Annotated in this window: 1 protein-coding gene; it reads right to left on the bottom strand. The window is 68.5% G+C overall.

The genetic code is table 11. The features are described from left to right. Window positions 1-2: 2 nt before the first annotated feature. Window positions 3-21,737 (bottom strand): two-partner secretion domain-containing protein, encoded by a 21,735-nt coding sequence (locus U1H99_RS28365; protein WP_323144941.1) that lies wholly within the window; start codon window positions 21,735-21,737, stop codon window positions 3-5. Window positions 21,738-21,810: the final 73 nt, after the last annotated feature.

The following is a 21,810-nucleotide window of genomic DNA, read 5'->3' on the forward strand; positions in this document are numbered from 1 at the left end:
TTCTAATCCGAATCCGTGAAATGAGTTAAGGCCTTTCTAACATCGGAGGGCACACCTGTTTGAGAAGTCCCGCGCTTATTAAGCAGTGGCACATTATTAGGGATTGGCTGTCCAAACTGATCAGTATATCTCAATGGACCATTAACGTTTGTATCCTCAACCCGGAAGTATCTCCCTGCATTGTCGTAAACAACTTGTAGTCCGCTTTCCGGATTACGATACAGAGTTTTTCCAGATTCCGTGTATGAAATTATCGGGTTTTCACCTGCGATCATAAATATAGTTTCTTTAGCTGAAACTTTTTGTTGATAGTCCGAAAATTTCTCGGCACGTACCGCACCCGCTGGATTAAAAACTGGAAAATCAGCCACTTTTACACTATCTGATACTCTCCCAGTCAGCTCATTGGAATTGCTCGGCAGCCTTTCGCTAGCAGTGCTTGACGGTTGCGCCGAGCTAATACCTTTCGAGAATTGTGTTTCTGAGGCGGGTTTAATACTCGAAATACTCTGAGGTATATCTGGCGAAGCAGTCACTACACTAGGGTTACCTATTTCTGCGCGAACGGGTACTACAACTTTACCTACTTCAAGTTCAACCCCAACACGACCTGCATTTGTCAAAGCCTGCGAGGCCGATGGCGCCGTAGCGACTACGCCATTTGACGCGATTTTACCACCTTCTCCCTCAATACCTACTTCAGGCAATCCAAACATGATCATCGGTTGAGTAACTACACCGAATATGCCAAGGGCCGACTTTGCAGTGTTACTTGCATCCGCACGCTGCTTCGATGTGAGCGGCGTTGTCTCAGGCCCTCCGAGAGAAGAGTCAGCCAGAAAGTTATTAGTAGCCTGATAGATGCTCTCCCACCCCTGCAATGACGATATCCCATCCACCATGCTTTTTGCATCTTGTGCTACTTCAAAGATGCTACGAGCGTGCACAGGTGCCGGATTCCAATCATCGGGATTGAGCGCAGGCGTTTGATTGGAGTATGGCGAGGACTGTGAACCATATTGAGACGCAACCGAGTTTCCAACAGCGACGATCGAGGCAGTTTGTCCTTGCGTTAGTGAATTGTTATAAAACGGGAAGACACCACCATTAGCTGATCCGCCCTTGCCAGCCGCTTGCGTATTGGCTGCATTGCTTGCGGCTTGGACAATTTTGACTTCTCGAATTGCATCGTCAAGATCCTTACGCTCTTCACCAGCGAATTTATATGTGTCGGTTATCGCGGCGGACAATGCTGGATCAACCGATGCCGCCATGCCTTCCTTATATAGCTTAGCGCCCGATTCGGTGCTGCTTAGCTTGTCTTTGAATGCACTGACGGGATCATCTATGTTCGAAACAACGCTGTTTGGGTTCTTTTCTGCATTGGAACCCGCAAGAAATTCAAGCCCCTCCTCTGCAACACCTTTTTTCACATCGTAGTGGGCATTCGTCTTTACGTATTTATCGAGAAAACTAATGTCTCTGGAAGCCAGGCCATCTTCTGGTGCAAACAATTGAGCGCCCTGTATCGTGAAAAAGGCTTGCTGTTTGCCGTCGCTATTCGTAAATGTGAGATTTCCTGCGCTTTTCAAAAAGGCTTCCGCCGCCGGATTGTCCACGTCATCGAGGCGACTACGCCACATGAAATCCGTGTCTTTGGCTGCCTGTTGCGCAAGCTGTTTCGCCGCTTCTTCAGGCGTGATATCTACGCCGGAAGTATCTCCACTTGCACGACGCGCAGCGTTTACTTGATCTGCAAAAGCAACCGCATTTTCACGGATCCAAGCCGTCTCTTTCTCATGGAGCTGGCGATTATTGACGTCAACAGTCATCCCAGTCGTGGCAGATTGCACGGCATTTGCAAGCATCCCGGCATTACTCGTTCCGGAACCTGCCGCAATGCCAGCGACTGCACCACCTAGCGTTGCCATCGTCTGCTGATAGGTATTGACGAGCTCTTTACGATCAGCTTCACTCAATCCCTCCGCCTGCGCATCAGCGAGGAATTTACCTACCTGTTTGCCGACATTTCCGCCGACAACCCCTACAACGCCCCCAACGGCACCCGCATTACCGCCGGCCATACTGCCGATTGCACCTTGGGCGGTGGCATGCAAAGCAAGACGATAAATGCCGTCGTCCCCCCACGCGGCGGCAGTGACTCCTGCAGCTTTCGCCTGCGCGTCGTAATCCTTTTCCGCAATCTTGTCACCGGCATTCCGTGCCTCAAAGGCAAGCTGCTTATAGTTGGCTTCGGCTGCTTTTGCATCAGCTTCTTTCATGCCGGCAATATCACCAACCAGCTTCGCCGCAACCGGGGCAGCGGTGGCAACGACGGTCTGGGTGAATTGCTCGGTGACTTGCAACGCCGTTTGCGTTTCTGCTGCGTTAAATTTATTGTCGAGCTTGCCGCTGGTATCAGTACCAGTAACGGCGGTCCGGTCCAGGCCAGCCAAGGATTGCGCCGCATCGCTGGTAATCGTGATCGCACCTGCGCTGATGCCGCTCCGCGTCGTGCTGTTGGCGTTAACTGAAATTGCAGTCGCGCTTGGCGTGGCGCCCGTCGCATTTGTAGCCGCAACGTCGACCGCGTTCGTTCCGCCAAGTCCTTTTCCTGCGCCCGGATTTTGCCCAAGCTTACGCTTTTCGTTATCTTCCTTATCGTTTCCGCCGCTCGATGTAATCGAACCACTCAAGCCGATACTGCTCGCCTCCATTTTCGAGTAGTTCTCGATCTCGCTCTGCGTCAGCGTCTTTGTTACCAGGCTATTCGCAACGGTACCGGCCTGGGTACTGCTGATCACCGCCCCCTTCAGGTCAGTATTCCCACCTACCGTAATCTGGAACCCACCATCGCCAGCCCTGATACCGCTCTGCTCCTGCACGCTGGCGTAGTCGCTCTTGATCGTGGTCTGGTTCGCGCTGCCACTGACACTAGCCCCATAACCGTAGGTACCGCTGACGCTCACGCTTTGCGTCTTGCTGTCGAACTTGGCCGTGTCCTGCAGGCTTTGCAGATTCAGGTTGCCGCCGACGTCCGCAACGACTTGGTTGCCGCTTACGACAGCGCCCTTGATATTGGTATCGCCGCCGCTGACGATCGTCAGCGTCTGGCCGGCATTGACCTTGGTGTTGACCTGGGTGGTGCCCTCGCCGTCATCGTGGCCTTTGCTTGCGCTGACAGCGGCAGTGAAGCCGATTGCCGGCCCGCCATTGGTGCTGTAGCTCGCTGCGACGCCCGCCTCAGCACTGATGCTCTTGCTCTCGCTGTGCTGGCTCTCCAGGTCCTGCGCCGCAACCATATTGACTTGATTGTTCGCAGCCAGCGTCACGTTGCGGCCGGCATTGATGTCGCTGGCGATGACGTTGATGTTGCCACTGCCCTCGCCTCCTTTCGCAACGATACTGATGTCACGGCCCGCCGTGAGCGCGCTGCCGGTATGCAGCGTTTCGCTGGTAGTGGTGGTTTGCACCGATTCCGAATGCCCGGCAGTCAGGCTCAAACTGACGCTCAAACCGTCCTTCGCCCGCGCCGCCGCGTCCTCGACGGCCAGGGCCGCCGTCGCCGCCGCCATCGCCTGCACCCGCTTGTTATCGGTCGCCTGCACCGTCTGCTGCACGCTCTGCACCGACTGGATCGCATTCACGACGCTGCCGCCTACCCGGAGTGAAATCGCGTCCTGCACCACCCGCGTCTCGAACTTGGTGTCGATCTTGTCCTTGCCCGCATCGATCGTCACGTCCTTGGCCGTCAAGCCCATGTCGCGGCCGGCCGACATGTCGGTGCCGCTGACCTTGATCGCGTTGCCGGCGTCGAGTGTCAGGTCGCCGCCGATCGAGCCGACCAGGCTGCGGGCCTGGCCGCTCTGGGTCACGGCGTCGCGGGTCTGGTCGGTGGTCGTGGTGCGCGTGCCGTAGCTGATGCCGAAGCCGCCGCCACCGCTCAGCAGGCCGCTCTGCTTCTGTTCGACGTGGTTCCACTCGCTGTTGGTGTCGATGGCCGCCGCGATGTTGATGTCCTTGCCAGCGGCCAGCTTGACGGTGTCGTCGCCCACCACGGCCGAGCCGGTAATGTTCAGGTCATTCCCCGCCTTCATCGACACCGTACCACCCGTCAGCGAGCTGGCGATCGAGGTCACCGCGTCGACCGTGTCGCGCGTGGTCGTCACCTTCTTCGACAGGAAACCGCTCTTCGACGTCTGGCTCGACTGGTCCAGCGAATAGGTCGCGGTGCCGGTCGTGATGTCGATGTTGTTGCCGGCGTTGACGCTCAAGCCGGTGCCGGCATCGACCTGCCCTGCCCTCACCGTCAGGTTATTGCCGGCGTCGAGCAGGACGCTGCCGGCGCCGTTGATCACCGTGCCTACCTCGCTCGTCGAACTCTCCTTGCGGTAGTTGTTGGCGTTCTTGACCGTATCGTCGCGCGCGGCGATGCCGACCGTACCCAGGTTCAGGTCGCGCAGCGCGCTGAGGGCCGTGCTGCCGCCGATGCCGGCGTTGCTGATGTCGGCCGCCGCCAGGTTGATGTCGCGCCCTGCCGAGACCAGCAAGCTGCTGCCCGCGCCTGTGCCGGTGACCGACAAGCCGGTCACCTTGTCGAGGGTGGTGCTGTCGGTACCGGAGCGCGTCGTCCCGAGGCTGACCGAGGTCGTGGTCGTGCGCAGGTTGATGTCGCGGCCGGCCGAGGCGATCAGGGAATTTTCGGCCGACAGGGTGTTGCCGATATTATTGATGTCGTTACCGGCGCGCAGCTGCAGCGTGCCGGCCTGACTGCTGGCGGCAAGGATGTTGAGGTCGGTACCGGCCTTGAGCGCCATCGTGCCGCCCGCGCTCAGCTGCACCTGGCGGTCGGCCGACAGGTCGCTGTCCTTCGCCGCGGACAGGTTCAGGTTGCGCTGGGCGATCAGGGCGCTGGTGCCCGCCGCGGCGTTGTTGCTGACGATGCTGCCGGACAGGTTGATGTCGCCGCCGGCCGTCGCCAGAAAAGTGCCCTGGCCGTTCGCGTTGCCGGTGACGTAGAGTCCGGCCACGCGGCCCGCCAGCGATTCGGTCCAGCCGTCGCGTGCAATGTTCGCCGTGCCTGCCGCGCTGTTGATGTCGCGTCCCGCATCGATGATCAGCGAGGTATTGGCCGAGATCGTGCCGCTGATGTTGTTGAGATCGTTTCGCGCCTGCAGGGTCACGTCGTCGCCGTGGATGCGTCCGCTCAGGTTGTTGATGTTCTCGGCCGAGATGTTCACGACCTGGCGCCCGGCGATGGTGCCGCTGTTAGTGAGGTCGCCGCTCAGCGCGATGTTCACTTCCTTACCCGACAGCAATGCGCCGGAACCGTCGAGGTCGCCTTCACGCACACGCACGTAAACTTGTGGCACCAGGACTTTCTGGGTGCTGCCGTCGGCCAGCGTCACCTCCTGTTCGACCAGCCACACGATGTCGCTGGTCAGGGAGGCCATCTGGGCCGGCGTCAGGGCCACGCCCGGGCGCAGGTTCCAGGTCGTCGCGAACGACGCGGCCGCATCCATCAGCCCGCGGTATTGCTGTTCGTCGCTGGTGTAGTCGCCGCTGTAGCGGTAGCCCGTCAGCGCCGTCATCTGCTCGCGCACCAGTTGCTGCTCGTAGAAGCCGTCGCCCAGGCGTTTTTGCGTCACGGTGGGGTCGGTCGGCACTTTGCTGGTGAGGTAATCCGCGCTGGTCCATGCGCGGTAGTCGGCGAAGCGCGGATCGGTCTGCACCAGGTAGGTCGCCGACGGCGCCGGCGTCACCTGGTACAGGCTTGCATTCGGCACGACCGCGGCCTCGGTGCTGGTACGGACTACTTCCGCAGTGGCGCCGGGACTGGCCAACGGCACTTGCACGATGTCGCGCACGTTCGGCGTCGGCGTGCCCGGTTTCGGACCGCTGGCGGGCGTCGCGGGGGCCGGCGCAGCACCGGTTCCGCCCGTACCCGTGGGGGCCGGGGTGGATGGTGACGACGGTGCTGTCACGCTGCCGCCGGATGCATTGCCGCTTGCAGGAATCGCACCGGCGCCAGCCGTGCCCGCAAGGACCGGCGCGGCCGGTAACGACGGTACCGTCACGCTGACCTTGGCGTCGTTGCCGCTCGTAGGCGGCGCACCGGCGCCGTTGGCCCCGCCGAGGACCGGCGTGGACGGCAGCGACGGTACCGTTACGCCGACATGGGCGTCAGCGCCGGCCGCCGGGATCGCACCGGTGCCGTTCGTGCCTGGAAGGAAGGGCGTCGACGGCAGCGACGGTGCCGTCACGCCGACATGCGCATCGGCGCCGGTCGCAGGGATGGCACCGGTGCCGTTCGTCCCCCCAAGGACCGGCGTCGACGGCAGCGATGGTGCCGTCACGCCGACAGTCGATTCATTGACGGCTGCAGCAAGCGCACCTGTGCTGCCCGTCACGGCCACGCCGGTGACGCTGGACGCCAGGCCGGCTTCCTTGCGGTCGCCGATGGCGGTCCTGGTTGGCGCACTCCCAGGCTGGCCGACGGCGCCGATGCCGCCGGCGGTGTCGATCGCCGCCGTGCTGCGGATGCCGCCGGCGCCCGCCACGGTGCCGGTCTCACCCGCGCTTTTCCTGGTCCCGATGGCGATGGCGCCGATCGACGCGCTGTGCCCATCGATGGCGGCGCCGCTCGCATTGGCGACCGGACCGGCGGCGCCGATACCGCCCACCGCGCCGACACTGCCCACCGTGCCGACGTCCCGGGTGCCGGCCAGGACTGCGCCGGCGGCTTCACGGGTCACCCCTTGCAGCGGACCGGTCTGGGCCGCGGCGCCGAGATGCGCGCTGCCGGCGGCGGCATTGCTGGCCGTCGCCGCCGACGCCTGCTGACCATTGACGCTGCCGGCAACGGTCGACGCCGACGGGCCGGCGACCGCAACCTGGGCCGACTGGCTCACTGCTGCCGCACTGGCGGCGCTGGTGCTGCCGGTGAAGCCGATCCCCGCCTTTGCCGCCGGCGCGCTCGATGGTGTGTGCTGGAAGGTAAAGCCGCCGGCATTGTCGATCACGACGTCCGGATTTTCCCAAGACGTGGTCCAGTTGGTGGGCGTGTCGAAATAACCAGGCTTGAGATCCAATGCACCGTGAAATTCGCGATGGTCGATGGTCCCGTGCTCGCGCACCACGGTCTTGCTGGCGGTGGACTCGTTGGTCAGCGCGCCGGCGGTGATGTTGAGCGCCTGCCCGGCAACGATCTGGCTGTTCTGATTCAGCACCGCGTCCGTGGCCAGGGTCAGGTTGGCGCCCGCAGCCAGCACGCCCGGGGCCGACGACTGCACGATGGTCGAGGCGGTGCTGCGGTAAGTCGTGTGGATTTCGTAGTCGGTGTAGCGGGCGGTCGGCGTCACCAGCACATAGTGGTTGTAGACCTTGGTGTCCATCTCGAGGTGGGCACCGCTTTCCGGGCTGTACGGCGTGTCGCCGACAAAGTACTCGGTGATCATGACCGACGGGCCGAACTCCCCTGCCGTTGCGCTGAAGTGGTTGTTCAAGACATCGGCGCGCGCTGCACCGATCGTCATGTTCCCCAAGGCTTCGATCGTCGCACTCGCATTGCTCAGGCTCCCCATCCAGCCGACGGCGTCGCGGTTGCCGTCCAGGCTGCCGCCGATGCGCATGTCGCCGCCGCTGAAGATCAGCGCATGCTCGCGGTTGCTGATGGTAGACGCGCCCAGTGCCAGGTAGCCGCGCGCGGCGATGGTGCCGGCCACGCCGTTCTCGACGTCGTTGACCACGCTGCCGGCGCCGATGCCGATCCGGTCGCCGTAGATGCGTCCGGTGCCCACGTTGGTCAGCGTGTTGGTGTCGATATCGGTATAGATGCCGTCGATGACGCCGCGGTTGGTCAGCCAGCCGGCGTTGATGCGGGTGCTGCCGCCATTGATGTCGCCGCTGGCGGCGTTATCCAGGCTGGCCGCGTTCAGTGACAGGATGCCGCCCGCCTGCAGCTTGCCCGCATTCGACAAACCGCCGCCCAGGCTCAGCGTGACGTTGCGGTTGCCGATCAGCTCCGTTCCCGCTTCCAGCGTGTAGCCGCCCGCCAGGTCGATGTGCATGTCCTGCTGCGACAGCACGCGTCCGGCACCGCCGAGCGAAGCCGCGCGGATCGCCGTCATCTGCCCGCCGATCAGCGTGCCGCCGGCGTTATCGATGGCGAGGGCACGGCCGGTCCCCGTGTCCAGGATCGACAGGCTGTTCATGGCGCTCATCAGGCCGGCGCTGTTGGCGGCGGTGCCGGCGCTGCTGATGGTGAGGTTGTTGTTGGCGCGCAGCGCGCCGCCGCTGTTGTTCAGGTCCGTGGCGTTCAGGCTCAGGTCACCGCCTTCGATACCCTGGTTGCCGCCTTGGGTGGCGCGGTTGTCGATGGCGCCCGCGTTCAGCGCCAGCACCTGGCCGGCACGCAGCAAGCCCGCGTAATTCACGATCGTGCCGCCACGAACGTCGACACCGAGACCGCCGACGGCCTGGATGCTGCCGCCCTGGTTGTTCAAGCCGCCGGCAGTGAAGCTGACGCCACCCATGCCGGCAATCTCGCCGCCGGTGTTGGTCAGGTAGGCGGTGCTGCCGGACAGCTGGCCGCCGCCGGCCAGGAAGCCGGCCGAGTTGTCGAGGTTGCCGGTGTACAGCGTGGTGACGGTGCCGCCGGTAATGCCGCCGCTGTAGCCGGACTTGATCGTACCGTATGCGGCGGCATTGGTGTTGACCAGCGACTGGCCATGGGTATCGACGACCAGGGTGGTGCCCGACTGGACCCGGCCGCCGTCGTTGTTCAGCGCACCGCTCTGCAGGTTGGCGGCGCCGGTCGCGGCGATGGTGCCGCGGGCATTGTCCAGGCCCTGGCCGCGGGTGTCGATGTCGATGTCGCGTGCGGCGACGAGGCCGGCGCCGTTGGCCAGGCCGCCATTGGTCATGGCGACCGTGCCCGCGGCCTGGATCTGGCCGCCGCTATTGGTCGTCGTGCCCGTGCTGCCCAGCGTCAGGTTGCCGCCGGTCGAGACCAGTTTGCCGGCGCTGTTGTCCAGGTTCGCGGCGGTGGCGGCCAGGTCGCCACTTGCTGCCAGCGTGCCGCCGGTGTTCGACAGCTGGCCGCCGGTGTTGAGGGTCATGGCGCCGGCCGCGGTGGCGCTGCCGTAGCGGTTGTCGATGCTGCCTGCCGACAGCACGCCGTTGCCGCCGGCCGCGATCGAGCCGCCGCTGTTGGCGAGCCTGCCGCCCACGTTCAGGTTCAGGTCGGCCGTGCCGCCTGCCTGCAACACGCCCCCGCTGTTGTCGAGCGCGCCGGCGGCGACGGTGGTGCTGCCGTTGCTGCCGATGCGGCCGCCGGCGTTGTTCAGGGCGTTGGCAATCGTGATGCCGCCCTGGCCCGTGCCGAGCTGGATGATCGTGCCGCCGGCGTTGTCCAGCGTGGCGGCGCTGATGGCCACCTGCTGCGCCGACAGGCCGCCGTTGCGGTGGTCGATGTCGCTGGCGTGCAGCGACAGGCTGCCGTTGCCGGTGACGCTGCCGTCGTGGCCGTCGAAACGGCCGGCGTCGATGGCGAGCGCGCCCTTGCCGGCGTGGGTGATGGTGCCGCCCGCGTTTGCCAGCGTGCCGGCGCGCAGCGTCAGGTTGCGGCTATTGACCGCGATCGTGCCGCCGCTGTTGTCGAGGGTGCCGCTGGTGTCCAGCAGCGCATCACCGCTGCCAAGCTGGACGATCCTGCCCGCCGCATTGGCCAGGTTGGCCACTTGCGCCTGCAACTGGTTGGCCTGGACGTCGCCGCCGACGTTAATCCAGGTTTGCGCAGCGTTCTGGCTGGCGCTCAGCGCCAACGTGCCGGTGGTGAGCGTGGCGCCGCGGGTGTCGATATTGCCTCTGGCGGCCGTCAGCGCCATGTTGGCGGCGCGGGCCTGGCTGCCCGCCAGATTGACCGCTGCACCCGACAAGTCGGCATTGCCGCCGGCGAGCAGCTGGCCGCCGGCGCGCAGGGTCTGCGCGGTCGTGACCGCAAGCTTGCCGCCGCTGCCGAGCGACCCGTCGGCACGGATGCCGGCCCCCAGCAGGCTGCCGGCGCCAGCGTCCAGGCTGGCCGCGTTCACCGTAAGGTCGCCCCCGGCCGCGATCACGCCGCCGCCGTCGACGGCGCCGGATGCGGCCAGGGTCTGGCTGCCGGCCGCGAACAGGCTGCCGCCATTGTCGACGTCGCGCGCCGTGGTGGACAGGTTGTGGCCGGCGAAGACGCTGCCGCCGTCGTTGCGCAGGTCGCGCACGCGCAGGGTCACGTCGCCTGCCAGGCCCTGGATCTTGCCGCCGTCGTTGACGAGGTCCGCGCCGCCGTCGATGCGCACGTTGGCGGCGGCCGCCAGCATGCCCAGGGTATTGTCGATGCTGGATGCGCTCAGGCCGAGACTGCCGTTGGCTGCCGTGATGCGCCCGCCGCTGTTGTCGAGCGCGGACACGGTCAGCGCCATGTCGCCGCTGCCGTTCTGGACGATGGCGCCGCCCGCGTTGTCCAGTGTCGATACCGCCAGCGATACCTGCATGCCGCCGAGTTCGCCGTGGCGGTTGGCCAGGGCGGCGCCGGACAGGCGCAGTTCCCCGGCGCTGCTCAGCACCGCGCCGCCCGTGTCGAGCGTACCGGTGCCGGCATCCACGATGATGCTGGCGCCCGCCGTCAGCACACGCGCCGCGTCGCCGCTGTAGGTGCGCGACAAGTCGATGCCGGTACCGCGCAGCGTCACGCCGCCCGCCGCCAGCTTGTCGCCGCCGGCCTTCAGGACGCCGTCGCTGGTGAGCGCCAGGTTGCCGCTGCCGCCCAGGCTGCCGTCGGCGCGCATGCCGGCACCGAACAGGCCATTGCTGTCGATGCGGCCCGCATGCACGTCCAGGTTGCCCAGCGCCGCGATCGAGCCGCCGCCGTGCAGCAGGCCGCCGGCAGCGAGCGTCTGGTTGGCGCCGGCGTAGACCAGGCCGTCGTTGGCGAGCTCGCCGCTTACGGCAAGGCGGACGTCGCCGCCCGCGCTCACCTCGCCACTGCTGGCCAGGCTGGCCGCGTCGACGCTCAAGCTGCCGCTGGTCGCGCGCATCAGGCCATTGCCGTTGTCGAGCGCGCCGCCACCGACGCGCAAGCCGCTGCCGCCGGCGATGACGCCGGCCTGGTTGTGCAGCGCCGCCGTGGCGACGACGTCCCCGGCCGCCGCCGAATTGATGCGACCGCCCGCGTTGTCGAGGGTGTTCGCGCGGACGGTCAACGTGCCGCTGCCGGCGTGCTGGATGGTGCCGCCCGCATTGTCCAGGGTCGTGGTATCGATGCGCAGATTGGCGCTGTTCAAGCCGATCCAGCCGTCCCTGTTGTCCAGCGTGCCGGCCGCCAGCGCGGTATCGCCGCTGCCGCTCTGCGCGATCGTGCCGCGGGTGTTGTCGATACTGCCGGCCGACAGCGCCAGCCGGCCGGCGCTCAGGATGCCGTCGGTGTTGACCAGCGCGCCGGCGACCGCGATGGCCAGGGTGCCGGTGGTCGCGACCTGGGCATCGCCGCCGGTAACGACGTCGCCCCCGGTGGCGCTCAGGCTGACGTTGGCGCCGCCGGTCTGGCCGCCGGCCAGGTCGATGGCGCCGCCGCGGATGGCGACGTCGCCGCCGGCCAGGTTTTGCCCGCGGGCCTGGGCCAGGCCTTGCGTTTCGACGCTCAATTTGCCGCTGGCCAGCAGCGTGCCGTCGGCGCGCATGCCCGCGCCCAGCAGCGCGCGCGCGTTGCCGGACAGGCTGGCGGCGACGACGGTGGTGTCGCCCTGCGCCGCGATGATGCCGCCGTTGTCGACGCTACCGGTGGCGCTCAAGGTCTGGCTGCCGGCCGCGTACAGGCTGCCGCTGTTGGCGAGCGTGCCTGCGTGGGTGTCCAGGTTGCCGGCCGCGTAGACGCTGCCGCCGCTGCCGTTGGCGATGGCGCCGGCCGCCAGCGTCACGTTGCCGCCGGCGCCGCGGATCTCGCCGCCCGTGTTGTCGAGCGCGCTGGCGGCCAGCGCCACGTTAGACGCCGCCAGTAATGCCCCGGCGCTGTTGGTCAGCGTGGTGGCCGACAGGTCCAGGCTGCCGGCGGCCGCGGCGATGCGTCCGTTCGTGTTGTCCACGGCGCCCATTTGCAGGTGCAGGTCGCCGGCCCCGTGTTGCACGATGTCGCCGGCGCGGTTGTCCAGGCTGGCCGCGCCGAGCGTAATCTTGCCGGCGTCGAGAATGCCGCCGCTGTTGCGCAGCGCGCCGGCAGCGCTGATGGCAAGGGTGCCGCCGGCCTTGACCAGTGCACCCGTACCGGTATCGATGCCGTCTGCGCTCGCTTCGAGCGTGATGTTGCGAGCCGCCGTCTCGCCCCCGGACAGGTCGATGCGCGCGGCGCGCAGGGAGGCGTCGCCGGCAGCCACGTTCTGGCCGCTGGCCGTGATGCCGTGCGCACTGGTCACGTGCAGGTTGCCGCCGGCCGTGAAGCTGCCGGCAGCGTCCACGCCGGCCGCCAGCAGGCCGCTGCTCTGCACGCTGCCGGCGCCGATGTCGACATCGCCCAGCGCTGCGATCGACCCGGTGCTGCGCAGCGCGCCGCCCACGTCCAGACCGAGCGCTGCGCCGGCGTACAGCAGGCCTTCGTTGCTCAGGTCACCACTGGTCTCCAGGCGCATGGCGCCGCCGGCGCTGGTTTCGCCATCGCCGTTGGCGAAGCTGGCCGCATCCAGCGTCAACGCGCCGGTCTTGGCCTGCAGCAGGCCGCCCCCGTTGGCGATGGCGCCACCCCTGAGGTGCAGGTCGGTGGCGGCGGCAAGCACGCCGTTGAGGTTGTCGAAGCTGGCGGCGGCGCCGACGTCCGCCGCGCCGCTCGAGATGATGCGGCCGCCGCCATTGGCCAGGGTACCGGCGTCGATCGCCAGTGTGCCGCTGCCCGCATGTTCGATGCGGCCGCCCGCGTTGTCCAGCGAAGCCGCACCGATGTGCAGGTTGCCGCTGTTGACTGCGAGGCGTCCGCCGCGGTTGTCCAGTGCGGTGGTATCGATGACGGTGTCGCCGCTGCCGGTCTGCAGGATGGTGCCGCCGGCGTTGTGGATGCCGGATGCCCGCAGGTCGAGCTGGCCGGCGCTGAGGGCGCCGCCGGTGTTGACCAGCCCACCCGCATGGGCATCGATGGCGAGGGTGCCGGTTGTCGCCACCAGCGCGCGGCTGGTATCGACCTGGCCGGCGTTCGCGTCCAGTCGAATGGCGCTGCCGCTGGTTTCGCTGCCCGCCAGGTCGAGCGTGCCGGCGCTGAAGGCGGCATCGCCGGCAGCCAGGTTGGTGCCGCCGGCGCGCAGGGCACCGCTGCTCGTCACCGACAGATCGCCGGCCACCGCCAGGCTGCCGTCGGCGCGTACGCCGGCGCCCAGCAAGCCGCTGGCGGCCACGCTGGCGGCGCTGACCGTCGTGTTGCCCTGGGCCGCGAGGACGCCGCTGCTGATCAAGGCGCCACTGGCCGTGACGGCCTGGTTGCCGCCGGCGTAGATGCTGCCGCCGTTGGCGATGTCGCGTGCGTGCGCCGTCAGGTCGTTTCCGGCGAAGACGGTGCCGCCATTGTTCTGGAGGTCGCGGATGGCCAGCGTCAGCTTGCCCCCGGCGGCGCGCAGATCGCCGGCCGTGTTATCGACGTCGGCTCCGTCGAGCGCGAGATCGCGGGCCGCCTGCAGCAAGCCATCGCGGTTGCCGACATTGCCGGCATTCAGTAGCAGGCTGCCGCTCAGTGCGGCCACCTGCCCGCTCGTATTGTCGAGCGCACCGGCGGCCACGCGCATGTCGCCGCTGCCGCGCTGGAGGATGATGCCGGCAGCGTTGTCGAGGCGGCTGGCGGCGAGCGTCACGCTGCCACCGTCCAGCCGGCCGCCGCTGTTGTCGGCGTGGCCGGCCGTCAGCGTCAGCCCGGCGCTCGCCGTGACGGCGGCGCCGCGCGTGAGGAGCTCGGCGCTGCCGCTGTCCAGGGTGACGTTGACCCCGGCCGTATCGCTGTGCGAAAGGTCGATCGCGCCGCCCTGGAAGACCAGGTCGCCGCCGGCGACGTTCTGGCCGGCGGCGGCGATGGTACCCGCGCTGACGCGCAATGCGCCGCCCGTGCTCACCCTGCCGTCCGCATCGAGACCGGCGCCGAGCAGGCCGCTGCTGTTCACGTTGCGGGCCACGATCGTGGTGTCGCCTAGCGACGCAATGGCGCCGCCGTTGGCCAGCGTACCGCCGATGGCCAGGCTCTGGGCACCGCCGGCGTACAGCAAGCCGTCGCTGCGCAGGTCGCCGCCGAGGCTGACCTGCAGGTCGCCGCCCGCGCTCAATTCGCCATCGGCGTTGAGCAGGCTTGCACCATCGACGGCCAGCGCCCCGGCCGAAGCGCGCAGCAGCCCGCCGCTGTTGTCGATGGCGCCGGCGGACAAGCGCAAGCCAGCGGCCGCGCTGGCGACGCCGTTCGTATTGTCGAGGGTACCGGTGGCGGCGACGATCGCACTGCCCGCCGAACTGATGCGTCCGGAACGGTTGTCGACCGGACCGGCGTGCACGTCAAGCGTGCCGGCACCGGCATGCTCGAGGCGGCCGCCGGCATTGCGCAGCGCGGCCGCATCCAGGCTCAGGTTGCGGCTGTTGACGGCAAGGCGGCCGCCCGTGTTGTCCAGCAGGCCGGTGCGGATGGCGGTGTCGCCGCCGCCGGTTTGCAGGATGGTGCCGGACGTGTTGTCCAGGTTGCCGGCCCGCAGGTCGAGCTGGCCCGCGCTCAGTACACCGCCGTGATTGGCCAGCGTCCCGGTGGCGGCCGCGCTCAGCGTACCGGCCGTGCTGACCAGGGCGGCGCCGGTATCGATGCCGCCGCCAGTGGCCGACAGCGCGACGTTGGCGGCCGTGATGTCGCTGCCGGCCAGGTCGAGCGCGGCGCCCGCCAGGCTGGCGTTGCCGGCGGCGACGTTGCGCCCGTCCGATTGCAGCACGCCGCTGGTATTCACCGTCAGCGCGCCGCTGCCCGCGAGTACCCCGTCGGCGCTCAGGCCGGCGCCCATCACGTGGCTGTTGGCCAGGCTGGCCGCGGTGATCGTGGTATCGCGACCGGCCGCGATGACGCCGCGGTTGACGACGCTGCCGCTGGCGGCCAGGGTCTGCGCCCCCGCCGCATACAGGCTGCCGCTGTTGTCGACGTTGCGGGCACTGGTCGTCAGGCCAGCACCGGCAAAGACCGCACCGCCGTCGTTGGACAGGTCGCGCAGCGCCAGCGTGACGCCGCCGCTTGCCGAGCGGATCTGGCCGCCGCGGTTGACTACGTCGGCCGCCGCGATGGCCAGGCCCTGGGCGCCGGCGATGGTACCGCCCGCGTTGTTCAGGTCAGCGGCCTGGATGGCCAGCGTGCCGTCGCCGGCGATGCGGCCAGCGCTGTTGTCGAGCGCAGCGGCGTGCAGGTCGAGCTTGCCCTGCCCGGCCTGCAGGATCGCGCCGCCGGCGTTGTCGAGCGCGCCCACGGCGATATCGAGTGCGCGCGCGCTCAACTGGCCGCCGCCGTTGCGCAGGTCGCCGCCGTGCACGGCCAGGGTATCGGCAGCGTGGACGATGGCGCCGTGCGTATCGATGGCGCCGCCGCTGGTTGCCAGCGCGATGCTGCTTGCCGTCGAGGTACTGCCGGCCAGGTCGAGCGCACTGCCCTGCAGGGCCATGCTGCCGGCGGCCACGTTCTGGCCGGTTGCCGCCAGTTCGTCGCTCGCGTTCACAGTCAGGGAGCCGGAGCCGGCCAGCGCGCCTTGCGCGTCCAGGCCGGCACCCAGCAGGCCGCTGCTGTGCACACGGCTGGCGGCGATGGCGATGTCGCCCTGCGCCGCGATCGAACCGGCGTTTTCCAGCGTGCCGGCAACACCGAGCGTCAGCGTGCGGCCCGCGTACAGCGTGCCGTCGCTGTTGGCCAGGCTCGCTGCCGTGATGGCGGTGTCGCCACCGGCCGAAATGATGCCGCCGTTGACGACACTACCGCTCGCAACCAGGGTCTGCTTCCCTGCCGCGTACAGGCTGCCGCTGTTGTCGACGTTGCGGGCGTGTGTCGTCAGCTCCGCGCCGGCAAAGACCGCGCCACCGTCGTTGGACAGGTCGCGCAGCGCCAGCGTGACGCCGCCGCTTGCCGAGCGGATCTGGCCGCCGCGGTTGGCGACGTCGGCCGCCGCGATGGCCAGGCCCTGGGCGCCGGCGACGCTGCCGCCCGTGTTGTTCAGGTCAGCGGCCTGGATGGCCAGCGTGCCGTCGCCGGCGATGCGGCCAGCGCTGTTGTCGAGCGCAGCGGCGTGCAGGTCGAGCTTGCCCAGCCCGGCCTGCAGGATGGCGCCGCCGGCGTTGTCGAGCGCGCCCACGGCGATATCGAGTGTGCGCGCGCTCAACTGGCCGCCGCCGTTGCGCAGGTCGCCGCCGTGCACAGCCAGGGTATCGGCAGCGTGGACGATGGCGCCGTGCGTATCGATGGCGCCGCCGCTGGTTGCCAGCGCAATGCTGCTCGCCGTGGACGTGCTGCCGGCCAGGTCGAGCGCGCCGCCCTGCAGGGCCATGCTGCCGGCGGCGACGTTTTGGCCGGTTGCCGCCAGTTCGTCGCTCGCGTTCACGGCCAGCGATCCAGAACCCGTCAGTTGTCCCTGCGCGTCCAGGCCCGCGCCCAGCAGGCCGCTGCTGTGCACGCGGGCGGCGGCGATGGCGATGTCGCCTTGCGCCGCGATCGAGCCGGCGTTATCCAGCGTGCCGCCGACGCCGAGCGTCAAGGTGTGACCCGCATACAGCGTGCCATCACTATTTGTCAGGCTGGCCGCCGTGACGGCGGTGTCGCCACCGGCCGAGATGATGCCGCCGTTGACGACGCTGCCGCTCGCAACCAGGGTCTGCTTCTCTGCCGCGTACAGGCTGCCGCCGTTGTCGATGTTGCGGGCGCTGGTCGTCAGTCCCGCGCCGGCGAAGACCGCGCCGCCGCCGTTGGACAGGTCGCGCAGCGCCAGCGTGACGTCGCCGCTTGCCGAGCGAATTTGGCCGCCGCGGTTGGCGACGTCGGTTGCCGCGATGGCGAGGCCCTGGGCGCCGGCGACGCTGCCGCCCGTGTTGTTCAGGTCAGCGGCCTGGATGGCCAGTATGCCATCGCCGGCGATGCGGCCGGCGTTGTTGTCGAGCGCAGCGGTGTGCAGGTCGAGCCTGCCCTGTCCGGCCTGCAGGATGGCGCCGCCCGCGTTGTCGAGAGCGCCCACGGCGATACCGAGTGTGCGCGCGCTCAGCTGGCCGCCGCCGTTGCGCAGGTCGCCGCCGTGCACGGCCAGGGTATCGGCTGCGTAGACAGTGGCGCCGTGCGTATCGATGGCGCCGCCGCTGGTTGCCAGCGTAATGCTGCTTGCCGTCGAGGTACTGCCGGCCAAATCGAGCGCGCTGCCCTGCAGGGCCATGCCGCCGGCGACGACGTTCTGGCCGGTTGCCGCCAGTGTCTCGCTAGCGGTCACGGTGAGGGAGCCGGAACCGGCCAGCGCACCTTGCGCATCCAGGCCGGCGCCCAGCAGGCCGCTGCTGTGCACGCGGACGGCTGCAATGCTTGCCTCGCCTTGCGCCGCGATCGAGCCGGCGTTGTCCAGCGTGCCGGCGACATCGAGCGTCAGGGTGCGGCCTGCGTACAGCGTGCCGTCGCTGTTGGCCAGGTTTGCTGCCGTGATGGCGGTATCGCCACCGGCCGAAATGATGCCGCCGTTGACGACGCTGCCGCTCGCAGCCAGGGTCTGCTTCCCTGCCGCGTACAGGCTGCCGCCGTTGTCGACGTTGCGGGCGTGTGTCGTCAGCTCCGTGCCGGCGAAGACCGCGCCGCCGTCGTTGGACAGGTCGCGCAGCGCCAGCGTGACGCCGCCGCTTGCCGAGCGGATCTGGCCGCCGCGGTTGGCGACGTCGACCGCCGCGATGGCCAGGCCCTGGGCGCCGGCGACGCTGCCGCCCGTGTTGTTCAGGTCAGCGGCCTGGATCGCCAGCGTGCCGTCGCCGGCGATGCGGCCGGCGTTGTTGTCGAGCGCAGCGGCGTGCAGGTCGAGCCTGCCCTGCCCGGCCTGCAGGATGGCGCCGCCGGCGTTGTCGAACGCGCCCACGGCGATACCGAGCGTGCGTGCGCTCAACTGGCCGCCGCTATTGCGCAGGTCGCCGCCGTGCACGGCCAGGGTATCGGCAGCGTGGACGATGGCGCCGTGCGTATCGATGGCGCCGCCGCTGGTTGCCAGCGTGATGCTGCTGGCCGTCGACGTGCTGCCGGCCAGGTCGAGCGCACTGCCTTGCAGTGCCATGCTGCCGGCGGCCACGTTCTGGCCGGTCGCCGCCAGTGCCTCGCTCGCGTTCATGGCCAGTGATCCTGAGCCCGTCAGTTGTCCGTGCGCGTCCAAGCCGGCGCCCAGCAGGCCGCTGCTGTGCACACGGCTGGCGGCGATGGCGATGTCGCCCTGCGCCGCGATCGAGCCGGCGTTTTCCAACGTACCGGCGACATCGAGCCTCAGGTTGTGACCTGCGTACAGCGTGCCATCGGTGTCCAGCTTGCCCTCCAGCCGGGCCAGCAGGTCGCCGCCGGCACGCAATTCGCCGGCGTGGTTGGCAACCGTGCCGGCGCCCAGCGTGACGCTTCCCGCCGAGCGGACCAGGCCTGCGGTGTTGTCGAGCTGTCCCGCTTGCACAGCCAGGCTGCCGCCACCGGTGTGTTCGAGCTTGCCGGCCGTGTTCAGGATCGTGTCCGCGCGCAGGCTGGCATTGGTGCCGGCGACAACGATCCGCCCGTTGGTGTTGTTCAGGACCGATGCCGGCCCAGTCAGCTGCAGGGTGGCGTCGGCGCCGCCCACCTGTGCGATGCTGCCACCGCTGTTGTCGAGGAAGTTGGCCTGCAGCGCCAGTTGGCTGGCGACGACCTGGCCGCCGGCGTTGCGCCAGCCCTGCCCCGACGCCGCGTCGTTGCTGACCGCCAGCGTACCGCCGGTCGTCAGCCGCGCCGCACCGGTGTCGATGCTGCCGGTGCTGGCCACCAGCGCGATGTCGGCGGCCTGCATCTGGCTGTAGGACAGGTCGAGCGCCGTGCCGGAAACCGTGGCTGCGCCGGCCACCTGTAGCGCGCTGCGCGACAGGTCGACCGCCCCACCGGAGAGCGTGGCTGCGCCGCCCACCCGTACCTGGCTGCTCGACAGATCGAGCGCCGTGCCGGACAGCGTGGCCGCGCCGCCCACATGCACCTGGCCCTGCACCGTCAGCGCACCGCTGGTGGTAACGCGAAGCGCGCCGCCGCCGGCCACGCTGCCGTCGGCATGCAGGCCCGCGCCGAGCAGGCTGTCCGTGCGGCCGTCCAGGCTGGCTGCCGTGATGGTGGTGTCGCCCTGGGCGGCAATCATCCCATTGCCGGTCACGGCGCCGCTGACTGCCAGCGTCTGGTTGGCGCCGGCGTACAGGGCGCCGCTGTTGGCCAGGCTGGCGGCGTCGATGCGCAGGTTGCCGCCGGCGGCGACGCTGCCGCTACCGTTGTCGAGGGCGCCGACGACCAGCGTGCCGTCGCCATTGACGGCCTGGATCGTGCCGGCGTTGTTGCGCACATCGCCGGCATGCAGCGCCAGCGTGGTGCCGGCCAGGGTGCCGCCGCCGTTGTCGACGCTGCCGGCCAGCGCCAGGCCGGCGTCCAGCACCGCGCTGACGCGGCCCTGGCGGTTGTCGAGCGCTGCGGCCGACAGCGCCAGGCTGCCGCCGCTGGTGATCGCGCCCCCGGCGTTGTTCAGGCGCCCGCCCAGCGTCACGCCGGCCTCGCCGCTACCTGTCTGGGCGATCGTGCCGCCGCTGTTGTCGAGCGTATCGGCGTGAATGGCAAGCTGCCCCGCGCTGGTGTTGGCGCCGCGGTGGTCGAAGGCGGTGGCGGCAAGATCGAGCTTGCCGTTCGAGACGATGGTACCGCCCTGGCCGTCGATGCGGCCGGCCTCGATGGCGAGCAGGCCGCCGCCTGCATGGCTGACGGTGCCGCCGGCATTGACCAGCGCCTGCGCGTCCAGCGTCAGGTTGCCGCTGTTGGTGGCGATGCGCCCGAGCGTGTTGTCGATCCGACCCGGCAGGCGGATCGCCAGGTCGCCACTGCCACTCTGTGCGATGGCGCCGCTGACGTTGGACAGGCTGGCCGCCGTGAGCGCGAGCTGGCCGGCGCCGACGCTGGCGGCATCGGTACGCAGCGCACCGGCCGCGTTCAGGTCGAGCTGCCCCGCCACCGTAACGTGCGTGCCCGTCAGGTCCAGGTCGCCACCGCTCGCCGCCAGCGACATCGTGCCGGCTTGCAGCGTTGCGCCGGCGATGTCGAGCGTCCTGCCCGCCAGCGTGCTGGAAACACTTGCGAGCGCGCTGCCGTGCACGGCCACGACGTCGGTCGCGCGTACATCCAGGGCGCCCGCCGGGCCGAGGGTACCGTCGGCCTGCAGGCCGGCCGCCAGCAGCGAACCGGCACCGGTATCGATGCGTGACTGCGTCCCTTCGGCATGCAGACCCAGGTTGCCGGCCGCGCTGATCGCGCCACTGTTGCCGATGTTGCCGCTGCTGTTGACCTGCGCATCGGCGGCGGCGCGCACGGTGCCGCTGTTGACGATGTCGCCAGCCGTGGCGAGCGTCAGCTGTCCGGTCGCCTGCAGGGTCCCGCTGTTGGCGACCTTGCCCGCCGCGCCCACCGCCAGCGTGTCTGCCGCCTGCAGCGTGCCGCTGTTGGAGAGCCAGCCGTTCGCGTCGAGCGTCAGCCCGCCGGTCGAGGCCAGGGTGCCGGCGTTGCGCACACCCAGGCCCGCTTCGGTCCCGACCAGCATGATCTTCCCGGCGTACATGCCGCCCAGCGCCGCCACGTCCAGCGCGTAGGTGAGTCCCGGGCCCTCGGCGGCAACGGCGCCGGTCACGTTGTGGGCGGCGTCGAGCTGGTTGGCGCCGGTCACGACGCGCAGCTGTCGTGCCCAGATGCCGGCGTTGACCTCGAGTGCGCGCGCCAGGATCGCCGTGTAGTCGGCCTGCGAGGCGTCCAGGCCCTTGCCGCCGATCGTCACCACGCCGCGGCGGACCGCATAGCCTTCGAGGCTGCCGCCATTCATGAGCGGGGTGCCGGTGGTGAGCGTGACGCGGCTGGCGTTGATGAAGCCGCCGCCGTCGACCTTCAGGCCGGCCGGGTTGGCGATGACGACTTCTGCGCGCTGCCCGGCCACCTCGACGTAGCCCCCGAGCAGGCTCGGGTTGCTGGAATTGACTTCGTTGAGGATGACGCGCGCGCCGCCGTTGGCCAGGTTGCCGTTGCCGTGGACCCAGCCGCCGAGCTGGGTCTGGACATCGGTGCGGCTGTTGTTGAGGATGGCACCGCGGCTGTCGACGTCGAACTGGGTGTAGGTGTTGCGCGAGACGCCGGCCGCGCTCGGGGTCGCGATATCGACTTGCGGCACACCGCTGCTGGTTGACAGCACTGCCGGCCGCTGTGCGCCCGGGGCCGACGGGTCGCCCACGATCTGGGCCTGGACCGGCAATGCCGCCAGCTGGCCGAATGCCGCCAGCACGGCCAGGCACAGCGGCCGCCAGGAGGCGTGCGGCAAGCGTTTGCCCCAGACCGCACCGCCCGCGCCGCCCGCCGGCCCGGTCTCGCCGGCGGCGCTCTTGCCTTGCGAACCGGTGGTTTCGGCCACCACCATCAGCTGGCCACGGCGTTTATTGAAGACGATACGGTACAGGTGCTTGTTCATGCGAGCCTCGGGGTTTGGGAGGGGCGAATCATGGGCAGCGGTGAACGCTCACCGCCGCGGAAAAGCGGACAAC

The sequence above is a fragment of the Massilia phyllosphaerae genome, assembly GCF_034659755.1.
Classification (GTDB): Bacteria; Pseudomonadota; Gammaproteobacteria; order Burkholderiales; family Burkholderiaceae_D; genus Telluria; species Telluria phyllosphaerae.

What these genes read in the sequence shown, in the direction of transcription:
- U1H99_RS28365 (WP_323144941.1), bottom strand. Translation starts at nt 21,737, where the DNA reads ATGAACAAGCACCTGTACCGTATCGTCTTCAATAAACGCCGTGGCCAG.